This is a genomic window from Nocardioides sp. JQ2195, assembly GCF_012272695.1.
In the GTDB taxonomy this organism is placed as follows: domain Bacteria; phylum Actinomycetota; class Actinomycetes; order Propionibacteriales; family Nocardioidaceae; genus Nocardioides.
The window spans coordinates 2,073,223-2,095,486 of sequence record NZ_CP050902.1 but is presented as its reverse complement, the minus strand read 5'-3'; the positions used below and the strand labels follow the sequence as shown (position 1 = coordinate 2,095,486).

Below are 22,264 nucleotides of genomic sequence, written 5' to 3'. Positions count from 1 at the left end.
TCAAGCGGGGTTTCCCCGGGTGTGTGCAAGGAGGCGAGATGTCGAGTTCGACCGAACCGAAGGTCGGCGGTGAAGCGGCCCAGTCGGTGGTCGACACGGCGGCGCCCGTCACGAGCGTGGCCAGCAAGTCGCCGATGCAGCTGGCCATGGGTCGCCTGCGCAAGGACAAGCTGTCCCTGATCGCGTTGGGCTTCGTGCTGTTCTTCGTCCTGGCTGGTCTGACCTCGCCCCTGGCGGTGCACTTCGGATGGATCGACCCGCTCACCACGCACCTCGACCTCACTGACGAGTTCGGCCGGCCGACCGGCAAGTGGGGCGGCATGTCGTCGGACCACCTCCTCGGGATCGAGCCCGGCATCGGCCGTGACACCTTGGCCCGGCTGTGGTCGGGCGTCAGCCTGTCGCTGTTCATCGCGCTGTCGGGCACCGCGCTGGCGATGATCCTGGGGGTCGTGCTCGGCATCGTCTCCGGTGTTGCCGGTGGCTGGACCGACGCGATCATCGGTCGCATCATCGACCTGACCCTGGCGTTCCCGCAGACCCTGATGCTGCTGGCCCTGGCCAGCACCGGTCTGATCATGGTGCAGAAGTTCCTCCACACGCCGGCCGGCAACCCCACCGCGGCGGTCTACCTGATCGTGGTGCTCGGTCTGTTCGGCTGGACCGGCATCGCCCGCATCGTGCGTGGTCAGGTGCTGTCGCTGCGTGAACGGGAGTTCGTGCACGCGGCCACCATGATGGGCGCATCCAAGTTCCGGCTCTACTTCCGCGAGATCCTGCCCAACCTCTGGGCTCCGATCCTGGTCACCTTCACGCTGATGATGCCGGCCTTCGTCTCGGCCGAGGCCGCGCTGGCCTACCTCGGCGTCGGCATCAACGCACCGACGCCCACGCTGGGCAACATTCTCAACGCTTCGATCAGCTACGCCGACGTGGTGCCGACGTTCTTCTTCATCCCGGGCTTCACGATCGCGGCGATCGTCGTCTCGTTCAACCTGTTGGGCGACGGCATCCGGGATGCCCTGGATCCCAAGGGACACCAGTGACGCACCAACACCCAGATCTCGGCGGCACAAAGTCGTCGACCGTGCTGCACCCAGTGCCGCACACACAAGGAGGATGGAATGAGTAAGAAACTGAAGAGGGCACTCGCAGCTGGTTCTGCGCTGGCTCTCGGTTTGGGACTCGCCGCGTGTGGCGGCGACTCGGGTGGCGGTGGCTCCGCCAACGACGAACCCGGCGAGAAGGGGGGCACTCTCCAGTACATGCAGTCCTTCCTCTACGAGAGCGCGGACCCGCAGCGCATCTACTACGGCGTCCAGCTGGCCCAGTGGCGTCGCGTCCTGTACCGCGGCCTCGTTGCCTTCCCGATGTCGGAGGACCCGGAGGAGGGCACCACTCCGGTTCCCGACCTCGCGACCGACACCGGCACCGTGAGCGACGGCGGCAAGACGTGGGAGTTCACGCTCAAGGACGGTGTCAAGTGGGAGGACGGCTCCGACATCACCTGTGCGGACGTCCAGTACGGCACCAGCCGCGTGTTCGCCAACGACGTCATCATCGGTGGCCCGAACTACACGCTCAGCTACATCGACGTCGACGGCTACCCGGGCCCCTACAAGGCGACCCCGGAGCAGCAGAAGGCCTTCGAGGAGGCAGTCAGCTGCTCGCCCGACAACAAGACGGTCACGTTCCACTTCAACAAGCCGTGGGCCGACTTCAACCAGGCGGCGGCCGGCATGATGATGGTCGACCCCTACAAGGAGTCGTTCGACGAGGGTGACCGCAGCAAGTGGAAGGTCCTGTCCAACGGGCCCTACAAGGTCGAGGGCGGTGTCTGGGACAAGAACAAGGGCGCCACGCTCGTCCGCAACGACCAGTACGACCCCGAGACCGACACCCCGGACACGCTGCGCAAGGCGCTCCCGGACGAGATCAACTGGGTCATCAACGGGTCCGAGACCGCTGGTGAGCTCTTCAACGACCGCCTGATCCAGGACCAGGGCGACGACCAGTACGCGATCACCTCGGCGCGCGTCACCGCGCAGCAGCTGCCGAAGGTGCAGAGCGGCCCGGTCAACGAGCGTTACCTCAACGTGGTCTCGCCGTTCACCGACTACCTGGTGCTCAACGCCAAGACGCTGACCGACGCGAAGGTGCGCGAAGCACTGGCCGTCGGCCTCAATGCGGAGGGCTACATCAAGGCCCTCGGTGGCGAGCTCGTCGCCGAGCCTGCTGACTCGATCGTCAACCCGGGCACGGCTGGCTACCAGCCCAACCCGGCGTTCGAGGGAATCTCCGACGGTGCGGGCGACCCGGCAGCTGCCAAGGCGCTCCTCGAGGAGGCCGGCGTGAAGATGCCGTACGCGATCAAGCTCTCGTACCCCAAGACGCCGACGGCTGACAAGGCCATGGCCGTTCTCCAGGAGTCGTGGAACAAGGCTGGCTTCGACGTCACGCTCGACGGCCAGGGTGACACGTACTACGACGTCATCGCCCAGCCCGACAAGGACTCCGACGTCATGTGGGCCGGTTGGGGTTCGGACTGGCCGTCGGCCATGACGGTCATCCCGCCGCTGTTCGACAGCCGACCGAACATCTCGAAGACCACCTGCGGCAACGACTACGGCTGCTACGACAGCGATGAGCTGAACAAGATCATCGACGAGGCCGCCAACGCCTCGAACGTCGAGGACCAGCAGGCCAAGATGCAGGAAGCGGATGCGTTCCTGGGCAAGGAATACGCCTACATCCCGCTGGACAACCAGAAGTTCAACTGGCTCCACGGCTCGAAGGTCACCGGGTTCACCACGACCCCGGCGTCCTCCAGCTACCCGGAGCTCGGCCTGATCGGCGTCTCGCAGAAGTAGGTAGAGACGCTCTCTCAACCCTGATCCCTGGGCGCTCGTCGCACGACGGCGGGCGCCCGGGGATCACCCGGGTGTGTGGACACACACGCACCTGCACCCGCGTCCGTCCGGACGCTCCCTAGATGACTGAGAAGGTGGACACAGATGTGGGCCTACGCTGCACGCCGAATCGTGATCGGGGTGATGTTGCTGCTGGCACTGACCTTGGTCACCTTCGTGCTCTTCTTCGCCAGCCCTGCCGACCAGGCACGCCACGCTTGCGGCAAGCAGTGCACGGATGAGCAGGTCGCCGTCACCGAGAAGGCTCTCGGCTACGACAAGCCCGTCTACGAGCAGTGGGGGTTGTTCGTCAAGGGCCTGGTCTCGGGACGCGAGTTCCCGGCCGACCCCGAGCTGAAGAAGACGCACCCTGAGTTCATCACCGACTGCGACGCACCCTGCCTGGGCTACTCCAAGACCAACGGCAAGACCGTCAACTACCTCATCGGGGAGGCGGCTCCGGTCTCGGTGTCGCTGGCGGTCGTGGCCGTCGTGATGTGGTTGGTGTTCGGCGTGACGCTGGGCATCGTGGCCGCCGTGGTCAAGGGATCCATCATCGACCGAGGAATCGTCGGTCTGACACTCCTCATCTATGCGTTCCCAACATTCTTCCTCGGCGTCTTCTTCCTGAAGTTCGTCGTGATCAAATGGGGGATACTCGCCTATCCCGGCTATGTCTCGATAGCCGAAGGCGGGGTTGCCACCTGGCTCAACAACCTGCTCCTACCGGGAATGACACTCGCCCTGGTGTTCCTCGCCAGCTATGTGCGCATGACCCGAGCGTTCGTGCTCGAGTCGCTCGGTGAGGACTACATCCGGACCGCGCGCGCCAAGGGGCTCACCAGCCGCAGGGTCCTCTTCAAGCACGCGCTTCGCGCGGCGCTCACGCCGCTGGTCACCATGACCGGCATCGACTTCGCGTCACTGCTGGGTGGGGCGATCATCACCGAGCAGGTCTTCGCCTACAGCGGCATGGGCAAGCTGACCGTGGACTCGTCCCAGGCATGGGACCTTCCGACGATCATCGGGATCGTCGTGGTTGCAGGAACGTTCGTCATCCTGGCCAACATCATCGTTGACATCTGCTACGCGCTGATCGACCCGCGCGTCCGGCTGGGCTGAGAGGGCTGCAGCATGGATCACTTCCTCACCGTCCAAGACCTTCAGGTCCACTTCACCACCGCGGACGGCATCGTCAAGGCCACCGACGGGCTCTCCTACACGCTCGACCGGGGGAAGACACTCGGGATCGTCGGAGAGTCCGGTTCGGGCAAGTCGGTCTCGAGCTCGGCGATCATGGGGCTGCACCAGGGCACGTCGGCGCGCATCGAGGGCCACGTCTGGTTGGACGGCGTCGACCTGCTCACCTTGTCGAAGCCCGAGATGCGGAAGCTGCGCGGCAAGGATGTCGCGATGATCTTCCAGGACCCGCTCTCGGCGTTGCACCCCTACTACACCGTGGGTCACCAGATCTCCGAGGCCTATCGAGTGCACAACGCGGTCTCCAAGAAGCAGGCGCGCAAGAAGGTCGTCGAGATGCTCGACCTGGTCGGCATTCCGCAACCGGAACGACGCTTCGACGGGTTCCCGCACGAGTACTCCGGCGGCATGCGCCAGCGCGCCATGATCGCGATGGCGTTGATCAACGACCCCAGCCTCCTCATCGCCGACGAGCCGACGACGGCGCTCGACGTGACGGTGCAGGCGCAGATCCTGGACCTGCTCCAGAAGCTGCAGGAGGAGTTCAACACCGCGATCATCATGATCACCCACGACCTCGGTGTGGTCGCCGAGATGGCTGACGACGCACTCGTGATGTACGCCGGCCGGGCGGTCGAGTACGGCCCCGTCAGCGAGGTGCTGACCCGCCCGGAGATGCCCTACACCTGGGGCCTGCTCTCCAGCGTCCCGGACGTGACCGCAGACACCGACGTTCGCATGGTGCCCATTCCCGGGAACCCGCCCAGCCTGTTGAACCAGCCGCCCGGTTGTCCCTTCGAGCCGCGCTGCGTGCACTCTCCGAAGGTGCCCGGTGACCTGTGCCGGACCACCTTGCCGGAGCTGCTCGAGGGTCCGCGCGGTGGTGGCCACCTGACCCGTTGCCACCTTCCGAACCCTGATGTGATCTACGAAACCGAAGTGGCCCAGGACGTCATTCCCGTGCAGTCTGAGGAGCGCTGACGATGGCTAACGCACCCACGAGTCAACCGGACGGCGAGCCCTCGGTGGGCGTCGACCAGCCCGAAGCCCGGCCGACCCTGGACGAAGTGCTCCAGCAGTCGCACCTGCCGACCAAGCTCGACCCGACGGCTCCGCCGATCCTCACCGTCGACAACCTGAGGATGTACTTCCCGGTGCGCTCCACCGGTGTGATCCGACGCAAGATCGGTGATGTCCAGGCAGTTGACGGCATCTCGTTCGAGATCCCCCGTGGAGGGTCCTTGGGCCTCGTCGGCGAGTCCGGTTGTGGGAAGTCCACCGCCGGCCGCGCGATCACCCGGCTCTACAAGCCCACCGGTGGTTCCGCGAAGTTCGGCGACCGTGACCTGGTCGACTTGTCGACGCGCCAGCTGAAGCCGCTGCGTCGCGACGTGCAGATGATCTTCCAGGACCCCTACAGCTCGCTGAACCCGCGGCACTCCATCGGGTCGATCATCGGTGCTCCGTTGCGGATCCACAACATGGTGCCGAAGAAGCAGACGCTGAGCCGGGTCCAGGAGCTGCTCGAGGTCGTCGGCCTGAACCCTGAGCACTACAACCGTTACCCGAACGAGTTCTCCGGTGGCCAACGGCAGCGCATTGGGATCGCTCGTGCGCTGGCGCTGCAGCCGAAGCTGATCGTGGCCGACGAGCCGGTCTCCGCGCTCGACGTGTCGATCCAGGCGCAGGTGATCAACCTTCTGCAGGACCTGCAGAAGGAGTTCGACATCGCCTTCCTGTTCATCGCGCACGACCTGGCCGTGGTTCGGCACTTCTGCCCCGAGGTCGCGGTGATGTACCTCGGCAAGATCGTCGAGATCGCGGACCGGGAGACGCTCTACCAGCGTCCGAACCACCCGTACACCCAGGCGCTGCTCTCCGCGGTGCCTGACGTGAAGCAGGCCGCGATCGGTGGCCGTCGGGAGCGGATCATGCTCGAGGGCGACGTCCCGAGCCCGATCAACCCGCCGTCCGGCTGCCGGTTCCGCACCCGTTGCCCGCTCGCCAGGGAGATCTGCGCCAAGGTCGAGCCGCCGATGATCCAGATCGGCCCCCGGCACAAGGTGGCCTGCCACTTCGCGGGGGAGCTGGGCAACCACCCGCACGACCCGGTCACCGCCCGCATGCTGGGTGTCGACAACGACGGCAACCCGGACCCGGGGGCCTCGCCGACCGAGATCGAGGAGTCCCCGGGGTTCAACGACGTCTGGTTCGACCTCAAGGAACGCCGCACGGTCAAGCCCTCCTGACCCTGCACGGAGCACGACGCACCAGCCCCGCGACCACCGGTCGCGGGGCTGGTGCGTCGTTGACGGCAGGCCCGGTCACGTGGCAGCCCCTCTCCACCCGAGGCGTGACCTGAGCGTCCGCCCCGACACGCACAACGGGCCAGGACTCTCGGACTCGACCCTCGAAGCCGTCGTCGTGCATGTCCGCAGGGCCGGCCACCCTGAAGACCGGCCACCCTGAAGACGGGCCATCCTGAAGACGGGCCACCCTGAAGAGCGGGCACCCTGGAGACCGGGCGGGCTCGGCCTGCTCGATGAGCGCGCCGCTTCGAGGTCGGCCTAGGGTGGTCACGTGGATGAGGGACTGTTCGACGCGCCCGGCAGGCCGACCGGGGCAGCGGGTTCGCTCGCAGGCAACACGCACGCCAGCGCACCGCTGGCGGTGCGGATGCGCCCGCGCACCCTGGACGAGCTCGTCGGGCAGCACCAGCTGCGGGCCGACGGGTCGCCGCTGCGCCAGCTGATCGAGAGCGACCGCTCGATGTCGTTGCTGCTGTGGGGGCCCCCGGGGACGGGCAAGACCACGATCGCCTCTATCCTGTCGCAGCAGACGAACCGCACGTTCGTGGAGGTCTCGGCCGTCGCGGCCGGCGTCAAGGAGGTCCGCCAGGCGATCGACGCCGCTCGCTCCGAGCTCGTCCACACCGGGCGCGAGACGGTGTTGTTCGTCGACGAGGTCCACCGGTTCACCAAGGCACAGCAGGACGCGTTGCTCCCGGGTGTCGAGAACCGGTGGGTCACGCTGGTCGCCGCCACCACGGAGAACCCGTTCTTCTCTGTCATCTCACCGCTGCTGTCCCGTTCACTCCTGCTGCGCCTCGAGTCCCTCACGGACGTGGACGTCCGCGTGGTCGTCCATCAGGCGTTGAAGGACGACCGCGGGTTGCAGGGCGGGTTCGAGCTCGAGGAGGACGCGCTGGAGCACCTGGTCCGTCTGGCCGGGGGAGACGCGCGCCGGTCGCTGACCTACCTGGAAGCAGCCGCCGGCGCTGCGGCATCCAAGGGTGCGTCGACCATCACGCTCGAGATGGCCGAGACCGCGGTCGATCAGGCCGCGGTGCGCTACGACCGACAGGGCGACCAGCACTACGACGTCATCTCGGCGTTCATCAAGTCGATCCGCGGGTCCGACGCCGACGCCGCCCTGCACTACTTGGCGCGGATGATGGAGGCAGGCGAGGACCCCCGATTCATCGCGCGACGACTGGTGATCAGTGCCAGTGAGGACATCGGCCTGGCCGATCCGACGGCCTTGACCACGGCCGTGGCCGCAGCTCAGGCCGTGCAGCTGATCGGCATGCCCGAGGCGCGGCTCAACCTGGCCCAGGCCACCATCGCGCTCGCGGTCGCGCCGAAGTCGAACGCCGTGATCAAGGCGATCGACGCAGCGAGCGCCGACGTCCGTGCGGGCAAGATCGGGCAGGTCCCGCCACACCTGCGCGACGCCCACTACGCGGGTGCCAAGGACATCGGGCACGGCAAGAAGTACACCTACTCCCACGACGAGCCGTTCGGCATCGCCCAGCAGCAGTACGCTCCCGACGAGATCGGCGACGCGGCGTACTACCAACCCACCAGCCTGGGGGCGGAAGCGACGATCAAGGAGCGGTGGGAACGCGTGCGCAAGATGATCCGCGGTGCGCGATAGGGTCGGGCACCATGACCAGTGACGACCTCCTCGTGCCCGCCGGGTTGGGCTTGGTCGTGCTCGTCCTCGTGGTCCTCCTGGTGCTCGTCACCGTCGGCCTGCGTCGCGAACGTGCGCGTTCTCGCGCCGAGCTCGAGGCCACCCGTGAAGAGGCTGCCGAGCTGCGTCAGCGCGTGGATGCGCTGACCCACCGCATCGAGGTGCGCACCACCCCCGATGAGTTCGTGATCACCGACGTCGGCTCCCGCCCCGACGCGAACGACCCCGACGCGAACGACCCGGGTACGAACGACCCGGGCGCGAGCTCCGCGGGCGACCCGGAGCGGACCGACGGCCCGCAGCGCATCGAGGGCAAGCTGTTCGTGGACCTGGTCATGCGCGAGACCGTGGTCAAGGCTGCGTCACTGACCCACGGCGTACGCCGTGCACTGGCGCCCGCGACCCGCAACCGGATCCGCTTCGCGATGAAGCAGGAGATCAAGCGATCGCGCAAGCAGCGGCGCATCGAGTTCCGCGAGGTACGCCGTGAGATGGCCGCGCGCCGGGCAGCGGAGAGCGCGGACGCTGATCGGTCCGAGGGGCGCATCGAGGGGGCAGCATGAGCCGCACCCTCTGGTTCGCCGCGGGCGCCGGCGCAACCGTCTACGCGATGAACAGGGCCAGACGCCTGCGGGAGACCTTCACCCTGGACGGACTCCGCGACCGGGCCAGCGGGATCGCGGCCGGAGCCCGCGTCTTCCGCGAGGAAGTCGCCCAGGGCAGCGCCGACAAGGAAAACGAGTTGCGGGAACGGCTCGGGCTGGTGCCTCATGGGACACCTGAACTGGAGTCCTCGGGCGGGAAGCACCGCCTCGAGGCCGCTCACCAGGACCCGCCACGCATCACCACCACGAACATCTCGGGCACGAACCAGGAAGGCACCAACTGATGGACACCTCGGAGATCCGACGGAGGTTCCTCGCGCACTTCGAGAACGCCGGGCACACGGCCGTCCCCTCGGCCTCGGTGCTCGTCGACGACCCCAACCTGCTGTTCGTCAACGCCGGCATGGTGCCGTTCAAGCCCTACTTCCTGGGCCAGGAGACGCCGCCGTACGACCGCGCCACCAGCGTGCAGAAGTGCGTGCGCACCCCCGACATCGAAGACGTCGGCAAGACCACCCGCCACGGCACGTTCTTCGAGATGTGCGGCAACTTCTCCTTCGGTGACTACTTCAAGGAGCGGGCCATCGAGCTCGCCTGGGACCTGATCACCAAGCCCATCGACGACGGTGGGTTCGGGCTGGACGCCAACCGGCTCTATCCCTCGGTGCTCGCTGGGGACGACGAGGCCGTTTCCCTGTGGTGCAAGGTGACCGGGCTGCCGGAGGAGCGCATCGTCCAGCTCGGCCCCAAGGAGAACTACTGGTCGATGGGCGTCCCCGGTCCGGGCGGGCCGTGCTCGGAGATCCTCTACGACCGCGGCCCCGAGTACGGCCCTGACTTCGACGCGACGACACTCGGTCCGGACATGCCGTTCGAGCTCGAGGACCGGCTCCTCGAGATCTGGAACCTCGTCTTCATGCAGGACGAGCTCTCCGACGTGCGCAGCAAGTCCGACTTCGACATCTCCGGCTCCCTGCCGAAGAAGAACATCGACACCGGCATGGGCCTCGAGCGGGTCGCGTTCCTGCTCCAGGGCAAGCAGAACATGTACGAGATCGACGTGATGTTCCCGGTCATTGAACGGGCCATGGAACTGACTGGGAAGACCTACGGTGACAACCCCGAGGACGACGTCCGGTTCCGGGTGATCGCCGACCACGTCCGCAGCTCGATGATGCTGATCGCCGATGGGGTGACCCCCGGCAACGAAGCACGCGGCTACGTGCTGCGCCGCCTCCTGCGTCGCGCCGTGCGTTCGATGCGCCTCCTGGGGTACGACGACCCGGCGTTGCCCGAGCTGATGCCGATCAGCCGCGACAGGATGGGCGAGACCTACACCGAGCTGCACTCCGACTGGGAGCGCATCTCGCGCGTTGCGTACGCCGAAGAGGTGACCTTCCGCAAGACGCTCCAGGCCGGCACCCAGCTCTTCGACGTGGCCGCTGGTGACGTGAAGAAGTCCGGAGGCACCAGGCTGAGCGGCGACCAGGCGTTCGCGCTGCACGACACCTACGGCTTCCCGATCGACCTGACCCTCGAGATGGCTTCCGAGGCCGGCCTCAGCGTCGACCACGAGGGCTTCCGCAAGCTGATGGGCGAGCAGCGCGAGCGGGCCAAGGCCGACGCCCGCGCCAAGAAGGGCCAACACGCCGACACCGGTGTCTACCGCGGCATCCTCGACTCCAACGGTCCCACCGAATGGTTGGCCTACGAGACCCTCGAGACGGAGTCGTCCACCCTGGCGCTGCTGCAGGAGGGCCGCTCGGTGACGACGCTGGCCAACGGTGACGTCGGCGAGCTGGTCCTCGACCGCACGCCGTTCTACGCCGAGTCCGGTGGACAGTCGGCCGATGCCGGCATCATCGAGTTCGACGGCGGCCGCCTCGAGGTCCTCGACGTGCAGCGTCCGATCAAGGGCCTGGTCGTGCACCAGGTCCGCGTCGTCGACGGTGAGTTCCAGCCCGGCGCGAACCTGCACGCCCAGGTCGACCCGCAGTGGCGGATCGGGGCGCGCCAGGCCCACTCCGGGACCCACGTCGTGCACGCCGCGCTGCGCGAGGTGCTCGGGCCCACCGCGCTCCAGTCGGGCTCCTACAACCGGCCCGGCTACCTGCGCCTCGACTTCGGCTGGACCCAGGGCCTCACACCCGGTCAGTACGCCGACATCGAGCAGATCTCCAACAACGCACTGCGCGCCGACCTTCCCGTCTCCTGGGACTACATGACCCTGCCCGAGGCCAAGGACTGGGGCGCGATCGCCCTGTTCGGCGAGACCTACGACAACTCCAAGGTCCGCGTCGTCGAGATCGGTGGCCCCTGGTCGCGCGAGCTCTGCGGTGGCACCCACGTCGACCACTCCTCCCAGATCGGCACCATCGTGCTGACCGGTGAGTCGTCGGTCGGCTCGGGCAACCGGCGCATCGAGGCATTCACCGGGGTCGAGGGCTTCGACTACCTCGCGCGTGAACGTGACGTCGTCAACCAGCTGACCGGTCTGTTGAAGACGCAACCTGACGACCTCGTCGACCGGGTCCAGGACATGGTCGAGCGGTTGAAGGCGGCCGAGAAGGAGATCGAGAAGGCCCGGGTCGGGCAGCTGCTCGCCCGCGCCGGCGAGCTCGCTGCCGGAGCCACGGTGATCGACGGGGTCCACGTCGTGGCGCACCGCGCAGACGGTGCCGGTGGCGGCGACGTGCGCACGCTGGCGCTCGACATCCGTGGCCGCCTGCCCCAGGGGCAACCCGGGGCGGTGGTCGTGATCGGGGCCGTCGACGGCAAGGTCGCCGCGGTCGCCGCGGTCAACGACGAAGGCCGGGCACGTGGCGTGAGCGCCAACGCGCTGATCCGCGCCGTCGGCCCGCTCCTGGGTGGCAAGGGCGGTGGCAAGGACGACGTCGCCCAAGGCGGTGGCACGGACACCTCACGCATCGACGAAGCGCTCGCGCTCGTCGGGACCGAGGTGCACCACAGCGCCGGGCAGGCCTGACCTTGCGCCACGGCGTACGTCTCGGCATCGATCCCGGGGATGCCCGCATCGGCGTCGCCCGCAGCGACCCCAGCGGCTTCCTGGCCACCCCGGTGGAGACCGTGCAGCGCGGTGCCGGTGACCTCGCCCGACTTGTCGAGCTGGTCGCCGAGGAAGCCGCCGTGGAGATCGTGATGGGGCTGCCACGGTCCCTGTCCGGCGCAGAGGGCCCGGCCGCGGCCAAGGTGCGCCTATTTGCCGCCGAGCTGGCGAGCCTGGTTGCGCCGGTGCCGGTGAGGCTGTGTGATGAACGCTTGACGACCGTCACCGCGGAGTCGATGCTTCGAGAACGCGGCAAGAAGGGCGCCAAGAGACGAGCAGTGGTCGACCAGGCCGCGGCCGTCGTGATCCTCCAGCATGCGCTGGATGCGGAGCGGGCTCGGGGGAGCGCACCGGGGGAAGTGGTCACGACGCCACCGACAGAAGGGTCCAACCAGCAGTGACCGAGCACAACCACGACCAGCCGGCGGACGAGGGACTGGACCAGCTGGGCCTGCGTCACGACGAGTCTGCGCCGGACACCCCCGAGGAGACCGAGCCGGCCGAGCGGACAACGCCTCGGCGCGCCGGTGGTTCGCGTCGTGGCCCGGCCAGGCGAGGCGGTCTCGGCTGCATCCTCGTGCTGGTCGTGGTGGGCCTGCTCGTGGCAGGCATCGCGCTGCTCGGTGCCAAGGGCATCAACTGGGTCAAGGACCAGTTCGGCGAAGCCGAGGACTACACCGGGCCGGGGAGCGGCTCGGTGGTCGTGGTCGTCGATCCCGGCGACACCGCGACGGACATCGGACGAGCCCTCGAGGAGTCCGACGTGGTGGCCTCGGTCGAGGCGTTCACGGAGGCCGCCGCGCGCCGCTCCGAGGAGGCCGCGGGCATCCAGCCCGGTTCCTACGGGATGAAGAAGAAGATGAAGGCGGACGACGCCTTGTCGGTCCTCGTGGACCCGAAGAATCGTGTGGCCGACCGGATCACCATCCCTGAGGGCCTGCGCGCGGTCGACGTGGTCGCCCTGCTGGCGAAGAACACCGACTTCTCCAAGAAGCAGTTCGAGGACGCGCTGTCCAAGGACATCGGCCTCCCTGCGTACGCCGACGGCAACGCCGAGGGCTATCTCTTCCCGGCCACCTACGAGTTCGAGCCGAAGGCGAAGCCGGTCGACATGCTGCGCGCAATGGTGACCCGGTGGCGCCAGGCGGCTGACAAGGCCGGCCTCGAGCAGTCCGCCGACAAGCTGGGCTACACCCCGCAGGAGGTGATGACCGTGGCCGCTCTCGTCGAGGCAGAGGGTCGCGGCGACGACATGCCGAAGATCGCCCGGGTGATCTACAACAGGCTCGAGAACCCCGGCACCGCCGGCACCATCGGGCGCCTCGACATCGACGCCACGGTCAACTACGCACTTGGCCGCAACCTGGGCGTCGCCATCAGCACCGAGGAGATCGACTCCGTCGCGGACTCGCCCTACAACACCCGTCGTCAGACCGGGCTGCCCCCCGGCCCGATCGAGGCGCCCGGCGACGAAGCGATCCGCGCGGCTCTCAACCCGACCCCGGGTGACTGGTACTACTACGTGACCGTCGACCTCAAGACGGGCGAGACGAAGTTCGCCGAGTCCTACGACGAGTTCCTGCAGTACAAGGCCGAGCTCAACGAGTACTGCACCGGTTCCGAGGCCTGCTGATGCCGGCACGGCAGCACTGCGCCGTGCTGGGTGATCCCATCGGGCACTCGCTCTCGCCGACGCTGCACCGTGCCGGCTACGCCGCGCTCGGGCTGGACTGGAGCTACGACGCCCACCAGGTGGGCGAGGTCGACCTCGCCGACTTCCTCGACGGACTCGACGACACCTGGCGGGGGTTGTCACTCACGATGCCGCTGAAGCGCAGGGTGCTCGGACTCGCCTCCAGCGTCTCCGAGCGCGCTCGTCTGGCGGGTGCGGCCAACACCCTGGTGCTCAGGGCGGGGGAGCGGGCCGCCGACAACACCGACATCCCGGGTGCGGTCGCGGCGATCCGGGAGAAGCACGGCGGCGCGCTGAAGTCGGCCACGATCCTCGGGGGCGGTGCCACGGCGACGTCGATCGGCGTTGCCCTCCTGGAGCTGGGTGTGGACCGCGTCGAGCTGTTGGTCCGCTCGGCCGCGCGGGCCGAGGAGACCCTCGAGGTCCTGCGCGGGCACCCGTCACGGCCCCAGGTCACGATCGGGGCCCTGGACGAGGCACCGGTGCAGACCGACCTCGTCGCCTCCACCATCCCGGCGTCGGCCCAGTCGCGGAGCCTCGTTGCCCGGTGCGCTGGGGCGGACGTGCTCTTCGAGGCCCTCTATGACCCGTGGCCGACACCGCTGGCCGCCTCGGCCGGCGACCGCGCGCTGGTGGGCGGGCTGGACCTGCTGGTCCACCAGGCGGCGTTGCAGTTCGAGATGTTCACCGAGCACCCGGCTCCGCTGGACGCCATGCGTGCCGCCGGTGAGTCCGTCCTGGCCGAACGGGCCGCGTCCGCGCCACCGACGTCGTAGGGTCTGCTGCCATGGACTGGGGCGCGCATCTCGACACGGCACTGGTGTGTGCCCTCGTCGGGCTGGTCTCCGGATGGTTCGTGCCGCGCCTGGTCGCAGGGTTGCCCGAGCCGGCTCCCTCGGGGTCGGAGCAGGTCCCGGCCGGGTCCGACGGTGCCTCCTCCGGCACGGGCCGGGCGGCGGACCCGACCGCACCCCCGTCGGCGCGACCCGACGAGATCGGAGCCGCGCGCTCGGTCACCCACGATGACGACCCGAAGCCGCTGTACTCCGACCTGGCCGCGGTCCCGCGCATGTCCTGGTGGACAGCCGGTTGGTCGGCGCTGGTGGCAGGACTCCTCGGCGCCTCCCTCGGGTGGGCGTGGCCGCTCGTCTACCTGCTGCCGCTGGTGCCGATCGGTGTGGCCCTGGGCTGGGTGGACCTGAAGACCCGGCTGCTGCCCCGTGCCATCGTCCTGCCGACCTATCTGCTGATGCTGGTGCTGCTGCCGCTCTCGGCGGTGTTCGCCGGGGACCTCGACGCGCTGGTCCGGGCCGGCATCGGTTGGCTGGCGGTCGGGTTCGTCTACTGGTTCCTGTGGCGCTTCACGCCCGGCATGGGGTACGGCGACGTACGCCTGTCCGGGATCCTGGGGATGGCGCTGGGGTTCCTCGGCTACGGCGAGCTGCTCGTCGGTTCGTACGCCGGGTTCGTGATCGGGGTGGTCGGATGGGTCCCCCTGAGGCTGTTGCGCCTGACCAAGGACCGCAACTTCCCGTTCGGTCCGTTCATGCTCCTCGGTGCCGTCGTCGGGGTCCTGTGGGGCGCAGACCTTGCCGCCCATCTCGTCGGTGGACAGGGCTGATCGCGCCACGCACCCCGCGTGAAAGACTGGGCCCATGCTGCGTTGGCTCACTGCGGGCGAATCCCACGGCCCGTCACTTGTTGCGATCCTCGAAGGCCTGCCTGCCCACGTGGAGGTGACCTCCGACGACATCGCCGACTCGCTGGCGCGCCGCCGGCTCGGGTACGGCCGCGGCGCCCGGATGAAGTTCGAGCAGGACCAGGTCACCATCATCGGTGGTGTCCGCCACGGGAGGACCCAGGGTGGGCCGGTCGCGATCCAGGTGGGCAACACCGAGTGGCCCAAGTGGGAGCAGGTCATGTCGGCCGACCCGGTGGATCCCGAGGTGCTCGACAGCCTGGCCCGCAACGCGCCGCTGACCCGCCCGCGGCCCGGTCACGCCGATCTCGCCGGGATGCAGAAGTATGACTTCGACGAGGCCCGCCCGATCCTCGAGCGCGCCTCTGCCCGAGAGACCGCGGCACGCGTCGCGCTCGGCCGTGTGGCCAGCAACTTCATCGAGCAGACGGTCGGAGCCCGGATCGTCTCCCACGTCGTCGAGCTCGGCGGCGTCGCTGCTCCCTACGGTCTCGTGCCCGAGCCGGACGACGTCGAGAGGCTGGACGCGGACGACGTGCGTTGCCTCGACCCCGAGGCCAGCAAGCAGATGGTCGCCGCGATCGACCAGGCCCACAAGGACGGCGACACCCTCGGCGGGGTCGTCGAGGTGGCCGTCCACGGCCTGCCCCCGGGCCTGGGCTCCCACGTGCACTGGGACCGGCGGCTCGACTCGCGGTTGGCGGGCGCGCTGATGGGCATCCAGGCGATCAAGGGCGTCGAGGTCGGCGACGGATTCGGCCTGGCCGCGATCCCCGGCTCCAAGGCCCACGACGAGATCGTGCCCACCGCAGAAGGCATCCGGCGTACGTCGGGTCGCTCCGGCGGCACCGAGGGCGGAATGACGACCGGTGAGATCCTGCGGGTCCGTGCCGCGATGAAGCCGATCGCCACGGTGCCCCGGGCGCTGAGGACGATCGACGTGTCGACGGGCGAGGAAGCCGTGGCCCACCACCAACGCTCCGACGTGTGCGCGGTTCCGGCCGCCGGGATCGTGGCCGAGGCGATGGTGGCGCTGGTCGTCGCCGAGGCGATCGTGGAGAAGTTCGGTGGCGACTCGGTGGGCGAGACCGCGCGCAACTGTGCGACGTACCTCGGCGCCATCAAGTTCAGGTGAACCTCGACGAGCACGACCAGCCGGCCGCCCGCCGGGGGCCCCGGGTGGTCCTGGTCGGCCCGATGGGTGCCGGCAAGACCACCGTCGCGGCCCTGCTGGCCCAGCGCTGGAGCACCACCGTGCGCGACACCGACCAGGATGTCGAGGCCGCGGAGGGCCGCAGCATCTCCGACATCTTCGTCGACTCCGGGGAGGCCTACTTCCGCAGCCGGGAGCACGACGCGGTGGCCGATGCCCTGCGGGAGCACGACGGGGTGCTTGCCCTCGGGGGTGGCGCGGTCCTCGACGAACGAACCCGCGCCGCGCTGGCCGACCACGTGGTCGTGCAGCTCAAGGTCGGCCTCGCGGACGCCGTGAGGCGTGTGGGCCTCGGGGCCGCGCGCCCCCTGCTGCTCGGCAACGTCCGGAGCCGGATCAAGGGACTGCTCGACGAGCGAGCCCCGATCTACGCGTCCGTCGCGACGTTCGCCGTCGACACCGACGGCCGCAGCCCCGACCAGGTCGCCGACGAGATCGTCGACCTGCTGGAACCGAACCGATGAGGGAGCAATGAGCACCGAGTCCACCACGCTGCATGTCGGCGGCGCCTCGCCCTACGACGTGGTCGTCGGCCACGGACTGCTCGACCACCTGCCGGGCATGCTCGGTGACGGTGTCCAGCAGGTCGCCCTGCTTTTCCCCGGGGAGCTCGGGGAGCTGGCCCAGCCCGTGCTCGACGCCCTCGTGGAGCAGTACGACGTCCTGGCCCTGGGCCTGCCCGATGGTGAGAACGCCAAGACCGCATCCGTGGCCAACGACTGCTGGGAAGCGCTCGGTGAGCGTGGTTTCACCCGCTCGGACGCGGTCGTCACCGTGGGTGGCGGCGCGACCAGCGACCTGGGCGGTTTCGTCGCTGCCAGCTGGTTGCGGGGGGTCAAGGTCGTGCACCTGCCGACCACCGTGCTGGGCATGGTCGACGCGGCGGTCGGTGGCAAGACCGGCATCAACACCGGTGCCGGGAAGAACCTCGTCGGCGCCTTCCACGAGCCGGCCGGTGTGCTCTGCGACCTGTCGCTGCTCACCACCCTTCCCGGCCAGGAGCTGAGGGCCGGGCTGGGCGAGGTGATCAAGTGCGGCTTCATCGCCGACCCCGAGATCCTGCGCCTGGTCGAGGCCGACCCCGCCGCCGCGCAGGACCCGGCCTCGCCCGTGCTGCGCGAGCTCATCGAGCGCGCGATCCAGGTGAAGATCGACGTGGTCGTCGCCGACCTCAAGGAGACCGGTGGCGTCGACGGGCACCCGGGCCGCGAGGCGCTGAACTACGGCCACACGATGGCACACGCGATCGAGCGGGCCACCGACTACGAGATCCGACACGGCGAGGCCGTCTCCGTCGGCTGTGTCTACGTGGCCGAGCTGGCGCGCCGCGCGGGCGTGCTCTCCGACGACCTGGCTGCACGCCATGCCGCAGCGTTCGCCCTGGTGGGACTGCCCACCTCCTGGGCAGGCGCAGGGTTCGACGACCTGCTCGAAACGATGCGGGTCGACAAGAAGTCCCGGGGCAACCAGCTGCGCTTCGTGGTCCTCCACGAGCTGGGCCAGCCACGCGTGCTGGCAGGTCCCTCGGAGGACGACCTGCGGGCGGCGTACGACGTGCTGTCCGGCGGTGCCCGATGACCAGGGTGTTGGTGCTCAACGGCCCCAACCTGGGTCGCCTCGGCAAGCGTCAGCCCGAGATCTACGGCCACACGACGTACGCCGACCTGGTCGACCTGTGCGTCTCGTGGGGGACGGAGCTGGGCCTCGAGGTCGAGGTCCGCCAGACCAACCACGAGGGTGAGCTGCTGGACTGGCTCAACCAGGCCGCCGACGACGCCACCCCGGTCGTGCTGAACGCTGCGGCCTGGACCCACTACTCCTGGGCGGTCTTCGACGCCTGTGCGCAGCTGGGTGCGCCCCTGGTCGAGGTGCACATCTCCGATCCCTCACAGCGTCCCGAGGAGTTCAGGCACACGTCCGTCGTGACACCCCACGCGGTGCGAGTGATCGCCGGGCAGGGTGTCGACGGCTACCGCCAGGCGCTCGAGGTGCTCGCCCGGGGCTGACCCGGAACCGCTGCGCCGACTCGCGCGTCCAAGCCGATGGCCGCCCGGCCGATCGGCGAGAAGGAGTGCGCGATGGACAAGTCAGTGACCGTGAGCCTCAAGGGAGTCGTGCTGGCCGGCCTGGGGCTGGTGGTCCTGCTGGCGGCCTACCTCATCGGGACGGCCGGGCACCCTTCCGGCTCGACTGCCCAGGCCGCTGCGGAGACGGAATCGGCCCCCCACCGACTGACCATGGTCGGTGTCGGTGAGACGACAGCAGTCCCGGACCAGGTCTCCTTCACCGTCGCGGTGAAGGTGGTGGACCCGCAGCTGGAGACCGCGCTCGACGAGTCCAGCGGCACCATGGACCAGGTGTTCGCCGCCCTGAAGGGGTTCGGCGTCACCAAGCGCGACATGCAGACCACCGGGCTGTCGATGGACCCGGTCTACGAGTACCCGACCTACGGACCGCCCGTGCTCAAGGGCTACCGGGTCACCCAGAGTGCCCGGATCACGATAGACGAGCTGGCCGCGGCCGGACGCGCGATCGCGGCCAGCGTCGGCACCGGCGGCAACCGGGTGCGGGTGAACGACATCCGTCTGGGCATCTCCGACCCCGAAGCCGTGCTGGGCCGGGCCCGCAGGGCCGCCGTCGAGCAGGCCGGCACCAAGGCCGAGGAATATGCGGAGGCCTCCGGCCAGGAGCTCGGGGACGTGGTGGACCTCAAGGAGGTCTCGGGGAACCCCCATGCGGTCGCGGTGCCGCAGCTGGCCTACCGCGCAGAGCTCGACGCGGCCAAGGCCGTGCCGATCCGGGCGGGGGAGTCGGACCTGAAGGTCCGGGTGCGGGTGGTGTGGGAGCTGGAGTGAGGCACGCGTTTCGTGTGCGGCCCCAGCGGCTATAGACTCAGCCGCCGCGGCCCACCTCGGGACGCACGTCCCGATCTCCCACAGCGAAGAGGCACACACGCGCATGGCAACCACGAACGACCTGAAGAACGGCATGGTTCTCAAGCTCGAGGGTCAGCTCTGGACCGTCGTCGAGTTCCAGCACGTCAAGCCCGGCAAGGGCCCGGCGTTCGTGCGCACGAAGCTGAAGAACGTCGAGTCCAACAAGAACGTCGACAAGACGTTCAATGCCGGCACCAAGGTCGAGACTGCCAACGTCGACAAGCGCACCATGCAGTACCTCTACAACGACGGCTCGTCCTACGTGTTCATGGACACCGACACCTACGACCAGCTCGAGGTCACCCCGGAGATCGTCGGCGACGCCGCCAACTTCCTGCTCGAGAACCAGGAAGCGATCGTGGCCACCAACGAGGGCCGCGTGCTCTTCGTCGAGCTGCCCGCCTCGGTCGAGCTCCTGGTCAGCCAGACCGACCCCGGCCTGCAGGGTGACCGCTCCACCGGCGGCACCAAGCCCGCCACCCTCGAGACCGGCCACGAGATCCAGGTGCCGCTGTTCATCTCGACCGGCGAGAAGGTCAAGGTCGACACCCGCGACTCGTCGTACCTCGGCCGGGTCAAGTCCTGATCGTGCTCGACCTGAGGATGGCAGCCTGATGGCGGCTCGCACCAAGGCGCGCAAGCGCGCGCTCGACCTGCTCTTCGCGAGCGAGATGCGGGGCGAGGGTCCGGTCACCGCGCTCGACCGTGCGGTGGCCGACGGCGAGGGGCCGACCAACGAGTACACCGCGACCCTGGTTCGCGGTGTCGTCGAGCACCAGGCCGAGATCGACGACCTGCTGGCCCGCGCCGCCGAGGGCTGGACCCTCCAGCGGATGCCGGCCGTGGACCGCAACGTCCTCCGCCTGGCTGTCTTCGAGGTGCTCCACGTGGACGACGTCCCGGATGCGGTGGCGATCTCCGAGGCGGTGAACCTCGTCCGCGACCTCTCGACCGACGAGTCGCCCGGTTTCGTGAACGGCATCCTCGGCACCATCGTGCGCAACCACACGTCCTGAGCCCGACCTCCTCCGGAGGCGGCACCGGCCCCGGGACGTCCTCGTCCTGATCGGGTGACGGTGTGTGGCTGTCGCTGCCCGGTCGTCGCTGCCCGGCTGTCGTTGCCCGTCCTGCCGGTGACGTGACCCAGGTCTCATCACGTCGTTGGGTCTTTCGTGAACCTCTCCCGTCGTGACCTGCTGCAGTCCGGACTGGCCGTCGGTGCCGTCGCCTCGCTGAGTGCGGTGGGGCTCGGTTCGGCGGCGTACGCCGACCCGTTGCTGAGGTCGGGCACCGCAGCCGCCCGGCTTGCTCCGACCGGCACGACCTTGGAGCGGACCCTTCTCCGCGGTCCGGCCGGCGCAGACGGGTACGTGCACGTGGCCGTCGGCCCGGGGGAGCCGCACACGGTCCGGACCGACCTCGGAGCCCCGGCCGGGTCCGGGCGGGCTGAGCGGAGGCGAGGACTCCTCGCCTTCGCCCACCTGACCGACATCCATGTCGTGGACGCCCAGTCGCCGATGCGGTTGGAGTGGCTCGACCGCTTCGACGACCAGGACGAGCCCGGCGACCTCGAGACCGGCCTCACCTCGTCGGCGTACCGACCGCACGAGATGCTCAGCGCCCACGTGGCAGAGGCCATGGTGCGCGCGATCAACAGCGTGGGTGTCGGGCCGGTGACCGGGATCCCCCTCGACTTCGCCCTGCAGACCGGCGACAACTCCGACAACGCCCAGCTCAACGAGGTGCGCTGGAACATCGACCTGCTCGGCGGCGGGGCGACGGTCACGCCGGACTCGGGTGACCTGGGCCGTTGGGAGGGCGTGGCCGACAGTGAGCGGCTCCACTACGACGTGCACTACTGGCACCCGGAGGGCAACCCGCCGCTGTCCCAGGTCGACCAGGCCCGCCGTCTCCACGGCTTCCCGGTGGTCAAGGGGTTGCTGAACGCGGCGCGTCGACCGTTCACGGCGCAGGGGCTGGACATGCCCTGGTACTCAGCGTTCGGCAACCATGACGGCCTGGTCCAGGGCAACTTCCCTCCCGCCACCCTGGGCGTGGGGTTGAACGCCGTCGCCACCGGAGGCCTCAAGCTGATCTCGCCGCCCCTGGGTGTCTCCCTCGCCGACCTCGTGCGCTCACTGCGACTGGACTACCTCGGGCTGCTGCGCAGCCTGGCACTGACACCGATGGTCCGGACCGTGACGGCCGATCCGGACCGTCGCATCCTCGGTCGCTCCGAGGTGGTGGAGGAGCACTTCACCACCACGGGTCTGCCCGTCGGCCACGGGTTCACCGAGGAGAACCGGGCAACGGGCACGGCCCACTACAGCTTTGACCGCGGAGGGATTCGCTTCATCGTCCTCGACACGGTGAACCAGAACGGCAACTCCAACGGCTCGCTCGACCAGGCCCAGTTCGAGTGGTTGGGTGCGCAACTGGCCGCCTCTCGCGACCGTCTGGTGATCATCTCGAGCCATCACACCAGCGACACCATGGACAACCCGCTGGTGGCCACAGGGGGAGAGGTGGCCCCGCGGGTGCTCGGGCCCGAGGTGGTCACGTTGCTCCTCGAGAACCCCCAGGTGATCGCCTGGATCAACGGTCACACGCACACCAACCAGGTCTGGGCACGGCGCCGTGACGGCCTGCCCGGTGGCTTCTGGGAGATCAACACCGCCTCTCACGCGGACTTCCCGCAGCAGTCACGGCTGGTCGAGATCGTGGACAACCGTGACGGCACGCTGTCCCTCTTCACCACGATGCTCGACCATGACGGCCCCGCGGCGTACGGCGGCCGCATCCAGGACCCGGTCTCCCTGGCCGGGCTGGCCCGCGAGCTCAGCGCCAACGACTGGCAGGAGCGTGAGAACGATCGGCGAGGAAGCGTCGGCGCTCGCAACGTGGAGCTGCTCATCATGGCGCCGGCGCTGGCCTGAGAGGTGGGCCCTGCATCCCGGTGGTCGAGCG

At 68.8% G+C, this 22,264-nt stretch carries 21 protein-coding genes; all 21 read left to right on the top strand.

The window, feature by feature from the left end; genetic code table 11:
• Positions 1–38 precede the first annotated feature (38 nt).
• The 21 genes from ncot_RS10020 to ncot_RS09920 all read left to right on the top strand — a co-directional run bounded on the left by ncot_RS10020 (position 39) and on the right by ncot_RS09920 (position 22,233).
• Complete coding sequence (locus ncot_RS10020; protein WP_168617486.1) at positions 39–1,046, top strand: ABC transporter permease; 1,008 nt, start codon at positions 39–41, stop codon at positions 1,044–1,046.
• Positions 1,047–1,124: 78 nt separating this feature from the next.
• On the top strand, positions 1,125–2,870 hold the full coding sequence (locus tag ncot_RS10015) for an ABC transporter substrate-binding protein (RefSeq protein ID WP_168617485.1): 1,746 nt from the start codon (positions 1,125–1,127) through the stop codon (positions 2,868–2,870).
• Between the two features lie 144 nt (positions 2,871–3,014).
• Positions 3,015–4,031 carry an ABC transporter permease gene (locus tag ncot_RS10010; protein ID WP_168617484.1) on the top strand — a complete coding sequence of 339 codons (1,017 nt, stop codon included), beginning with the start codon at positions 3,015–3,017 and terminating at the stop codon, positions 4,029–4,031.
• A 12-nt stretch (positions 4,032–4,043) separates the two neighbouring features.
• Entirely contained in the window at positions 4,044–5,090 is a 1,047-nt protein-coding gene (locus ncot_RS10005; RefSeq protein ID WP_168617483.1) for an ABC transporter ATP-binding protein, read from the top strand.
• A gap of 2 nt (positions 5,091–5,092) precedes the next feature.
• The gene (locus ncot_RS10000; protein ID WP_168617482.1) at positions 5,093–6,358 is read left to right on the top strand and encodes a dipeptide ABC transporter ATP-binding protein; all 1,266 of its coding nucleotides are present in this window, start codon (positions 5,093–5,095) and stop codon (positions 6,356–6,358) included.
• A gap of 331 nt (positions 6,359–6,689) precedes the next feature.
• Entirely contained in the window at positions 6,690–8,045 is a 1,356-nt protein-coding gene (locus ncot_RS09995) for a replication-associated recombination protein A (RefSeq protein WP_206064922.1), read from the top strand.
• A gap of 11 nt (positions 8,046–8,056) precedes the next feature.
• Positions 8,057–8,647: a hypothetical protein gene (locus ncot_RS09990; RefSeq protein WP_168617481.1), complete on the top strand. Its 591-nt coding sequence runs from the start codon at positions 8,057–8,059 to the stop codon at positions 8,645–8,647.
• Complete coding sequence (locus ncot_RS09985) at positions 8,644–8,973, top strand: DUF6167 family protein (RefSeq protein ID WP_168617480.1); 330 nt, start codon at positions 8,644–8,646, stop codon at positions 8,971–8,973. Before ncot_RS09990 ends, ncot_RS09985 begins: the two co-directional genes overlap by 4 nt.
• Positions 8,973–11,675 (top strand): alanine--tRNA ligase, encoded by a 2,703-nt coding sequence (gene alaS / locus ncot_RS09980; RefSeq protein WP_168617479.1) that lies wholly within the window; start codon positions 8,973–8,975, stop codon positions 11,673–11,675. Before ncot_RS09985 ends, alaS begins: the two co-directional genes overlap by 1 nt.
• Before the next feature lie 2 nt (positions 11,676–11,677).
• Positions 11,678–12,157: a Holliday junction resolvase RuvX gene (gene ruvX, locus ncot_RS09975; RefSeq protein WP_168617478.1), complete on the top strand. Its 480-nt coding sequence runs from the start codon at positions 11,678–11,680 to the stop codon at positions 12,155–12,157.
• On the top strand, positions 12,154–13,389 hold the full coding sequence (mltG, locus tag ncot_RS09970) for an endolytic transglycosylase MltG (protein ID WP_168617477.1): 1,236 nt from the start codon (positions 12,154–12,156) through the stop codon (positions 13,387–13,389). The genes ruvX and mltG overlap by 4 nt, the downstream gene beginning before the upstream one ends.
• Positions 13,389–14,225 (top strand): shikimate dehydrogenase, encoded by an 837-nt coding sequence (locus ncot_RS09965; protein ID WP_168617476.1) that lies wholly within the window; start codon positions 13,389–13,391, stop codon positions 14,223–14,225. The genes mltG and ncot_RS09965 overlap by 1 nt, the downstream gene beginning before the upstream one ends.
• Before the next feature lie 11 nt (positions 14,226–14,236).
• Entirely contained in the window at positions 14,237–15,070 is an 834-nt protein-coding gene (locus ncot_RS09960) for an A24 family peptidase (protein WP_168617475.1), read from the top strand.
• A gap of 34 nt (positions 15,071–15,104) precedes the next feature.
• Positions 15,105–16,283, top strand: a complete 1,179-nt coding sequence (aroC, locus tag ncot_RS09955) for a chorismate synthase (protein WP_168617474.1) — start codon at positions 15,105–15,107, stop codon at positions 16,281–16,283.
• A complete protein-coding gene (locus tag ncot_RS09950; RefSeq protein WP_346766617.1) occupies positions 16,280–16,825 on the top strand; it encodes a shikimate kinase in 546 nt (181 codons plus the stop codon). The genes aroC and ncot_RS09950 overlap by 4 nt, the downstream gene beginning before the upstream one ends.
• A 7-nt stretch (positions 16,826–16,832) precedes the next feature.
• Positions 16,833–17,939 (top strand): 3-dehydroquinate synthase, encoded by a 1,107-nt coding sequence (gene aroB, locus ncot_RS09945; RefSeq protein ID WP_168617473.1) that lies wholly within the window; start codon positions 16,833–16,835, stop codon positions 17,937–17,939.
• Positions 17,936–18,367 carry a type II 3-dehydroquinate dehydratase gene (locus tag ncot_RS09940; RefSeq protein ID WP_168617472.1) on the top strand — a complete coding sequence of 144 codons (432 nt, stop codon included), beginning with the start codon at positions 17,936–17,938 and terminating at the stop codon, positions 18,365–18,367. The genes aroB and ncot_RS09940 overlap by 4 nt, the downstream gene beginning before the upstream one ends.
• 72 nt (positions 18,368–18,439) lie before the next feature.
• Positions 18,440–19,216: an SIMPL domain-containing protein gene (locus ncot_RS09935; RefSeq protein ID WP_168617471.1), complete on the top strand. Its 777-nt coding sequence runs from the start codon at positions 18,440–18,442 to the stop codon at positions 19,214–19,216.
• Between the two features lie 103 nt (positions 19,217–19,319).
• Entirely contained in the window at positions 19,320–19,883 is a 564-nt protein-coding gene (gene efp, locus ncot_RS09930; RefSeq protein WP_168617470.1) for an elongation factor P, read from the top strand.
• Positions 19,884–19,911: 28 nt separating this feature from the next.
• The gene (gene nusB / locus ncot_RS09925; RefSeq protein ID WP_168617469.1) at positions 19,912–20,313 is read left to right on the top strand and encodes a transcription antitermination factor NusB; all 402 of its coding nucleotides are present in this window, start codon (positions 19,912–19,914) and stop codon (positions 20,311–20,313) included.
• Between the two features lie 156 nt (positions 20,314–20,469).
• Complete coding sequence (locus ncot_RS09920; protein ID WP_168617468.1) at positions 20,470–22,233, top strand: TIGR03767 family metallophosphoesterase; 1,764 nt, start codon at positions 20,470–20,472, stop codon at positions 22,231–22,233.
• Positions 22,234–22,264: the final 31 nt, after the last annotated feature.

Coding starts and splice junctions, on each gene's coding strand:
- ncot_RS10020 (WP_168617486.1), top strand. CDS start 39: ATGTCGAGTTCGACCGAACCGAAGGTCGGCGGTGAAGCGGCCCAGTCG.
- ncot_RS10015 (WP_168617485.1), top strand. CDS start 1,125: ATGAGTAAGAAACTGAAGAGGGCACTCGCAGCTGGTTCTGCGCTGGCT.
- ncot_RS10010 (WP_168617484.1), top strand. CDS start 3,015: ATGTGGGCCTACGCTGCACGCCGAATCGTGATCGGGGTGATGTTGCTG.
- ncot_RS10005 (WP_168617483.1), top strand. CDS start 4,044: ATGGATCACTTCCTCACCGTCCAAGACCTTCAGGTCCACTTCACCACC.
- ncot_RS10000 (WP_168617482.1), top strand. CDS start 5,093: ATGGCTAACGCACCCACGAGTCAACCGGACGGCGAGCCCTCGGTGGGC.
- ncot_RS09990 (WP_168617481.1), top strand. CDS start 8,057: ATGACCAGTGACGACCTCCTCGTGCCCGCCGGGTTGGGCTTGGTCGTG.
- ncot_RS09985 (WP_168617480.1), top strand. CDS start 8,644: ATGAGCCGCACCCTCTGGTTCGCCGCGGGCGCCGGCGCAACCGTCTAC.
- alaS (WP_168617479.1), top strand. CDS start 8,973: ATGGACACCTCGGAGATCCGACGGAGGTTCCTCGCGCACTTCGAGAAC.
- ncot_RS09965 (WP_168617476.1), top strand. CDS start 13,389: ATGCCGGCACGGCAGCACTGCGCCGTGCTGGGTGATCCCATCGGGCAC.
- ncot_RS09960 (WP_168617475.1), top strand. CDS start 14,237: ATGGACTGGGGCGCGCATCTCGACACGGCACTGGTGTGTGCCCTCGTC.
- aroC (WP_168617474.1), top strand. CDS start 15,105: ATGCTGCGTTGGCTCACTGCGGGCGAATCCCACGGCCCGTCACTTGTT.
- aroB (WP_168617473.1), top strand. CDS start 16,833: ATGAGCACCGAGTCCACCACGCTGCATGTCGGCGGCGCCTCGCCCTAC.
- ncot_RS09940 (WP_168617472.1), top strand. CDS start 17,936: ATGACCAGGGTGTTGGTGCTCAACGGCCCCAACCTGGGTCGCCTCGGC.
- ncot_RS09935 (WP_168617471.1), top strand. CDS start 18,440: ATGGACAAGTCAGTGACCGTGAGCCTCAAGGGAGTCGTGCTGGCCGGC.
- efp (WP_168617470.1), top strand. CDS start 19,320: ATGGCAACCACGAACGACCTGAAGAACGGCATGGTTCTCAAGCTCGAG.
- nusB (WP_168617469.1), top strand. CDS start 19,912: ATGGCGGCTCGCACCAAGGCGCGCAAGCGCGCGCTCGACCTGCTCTTC.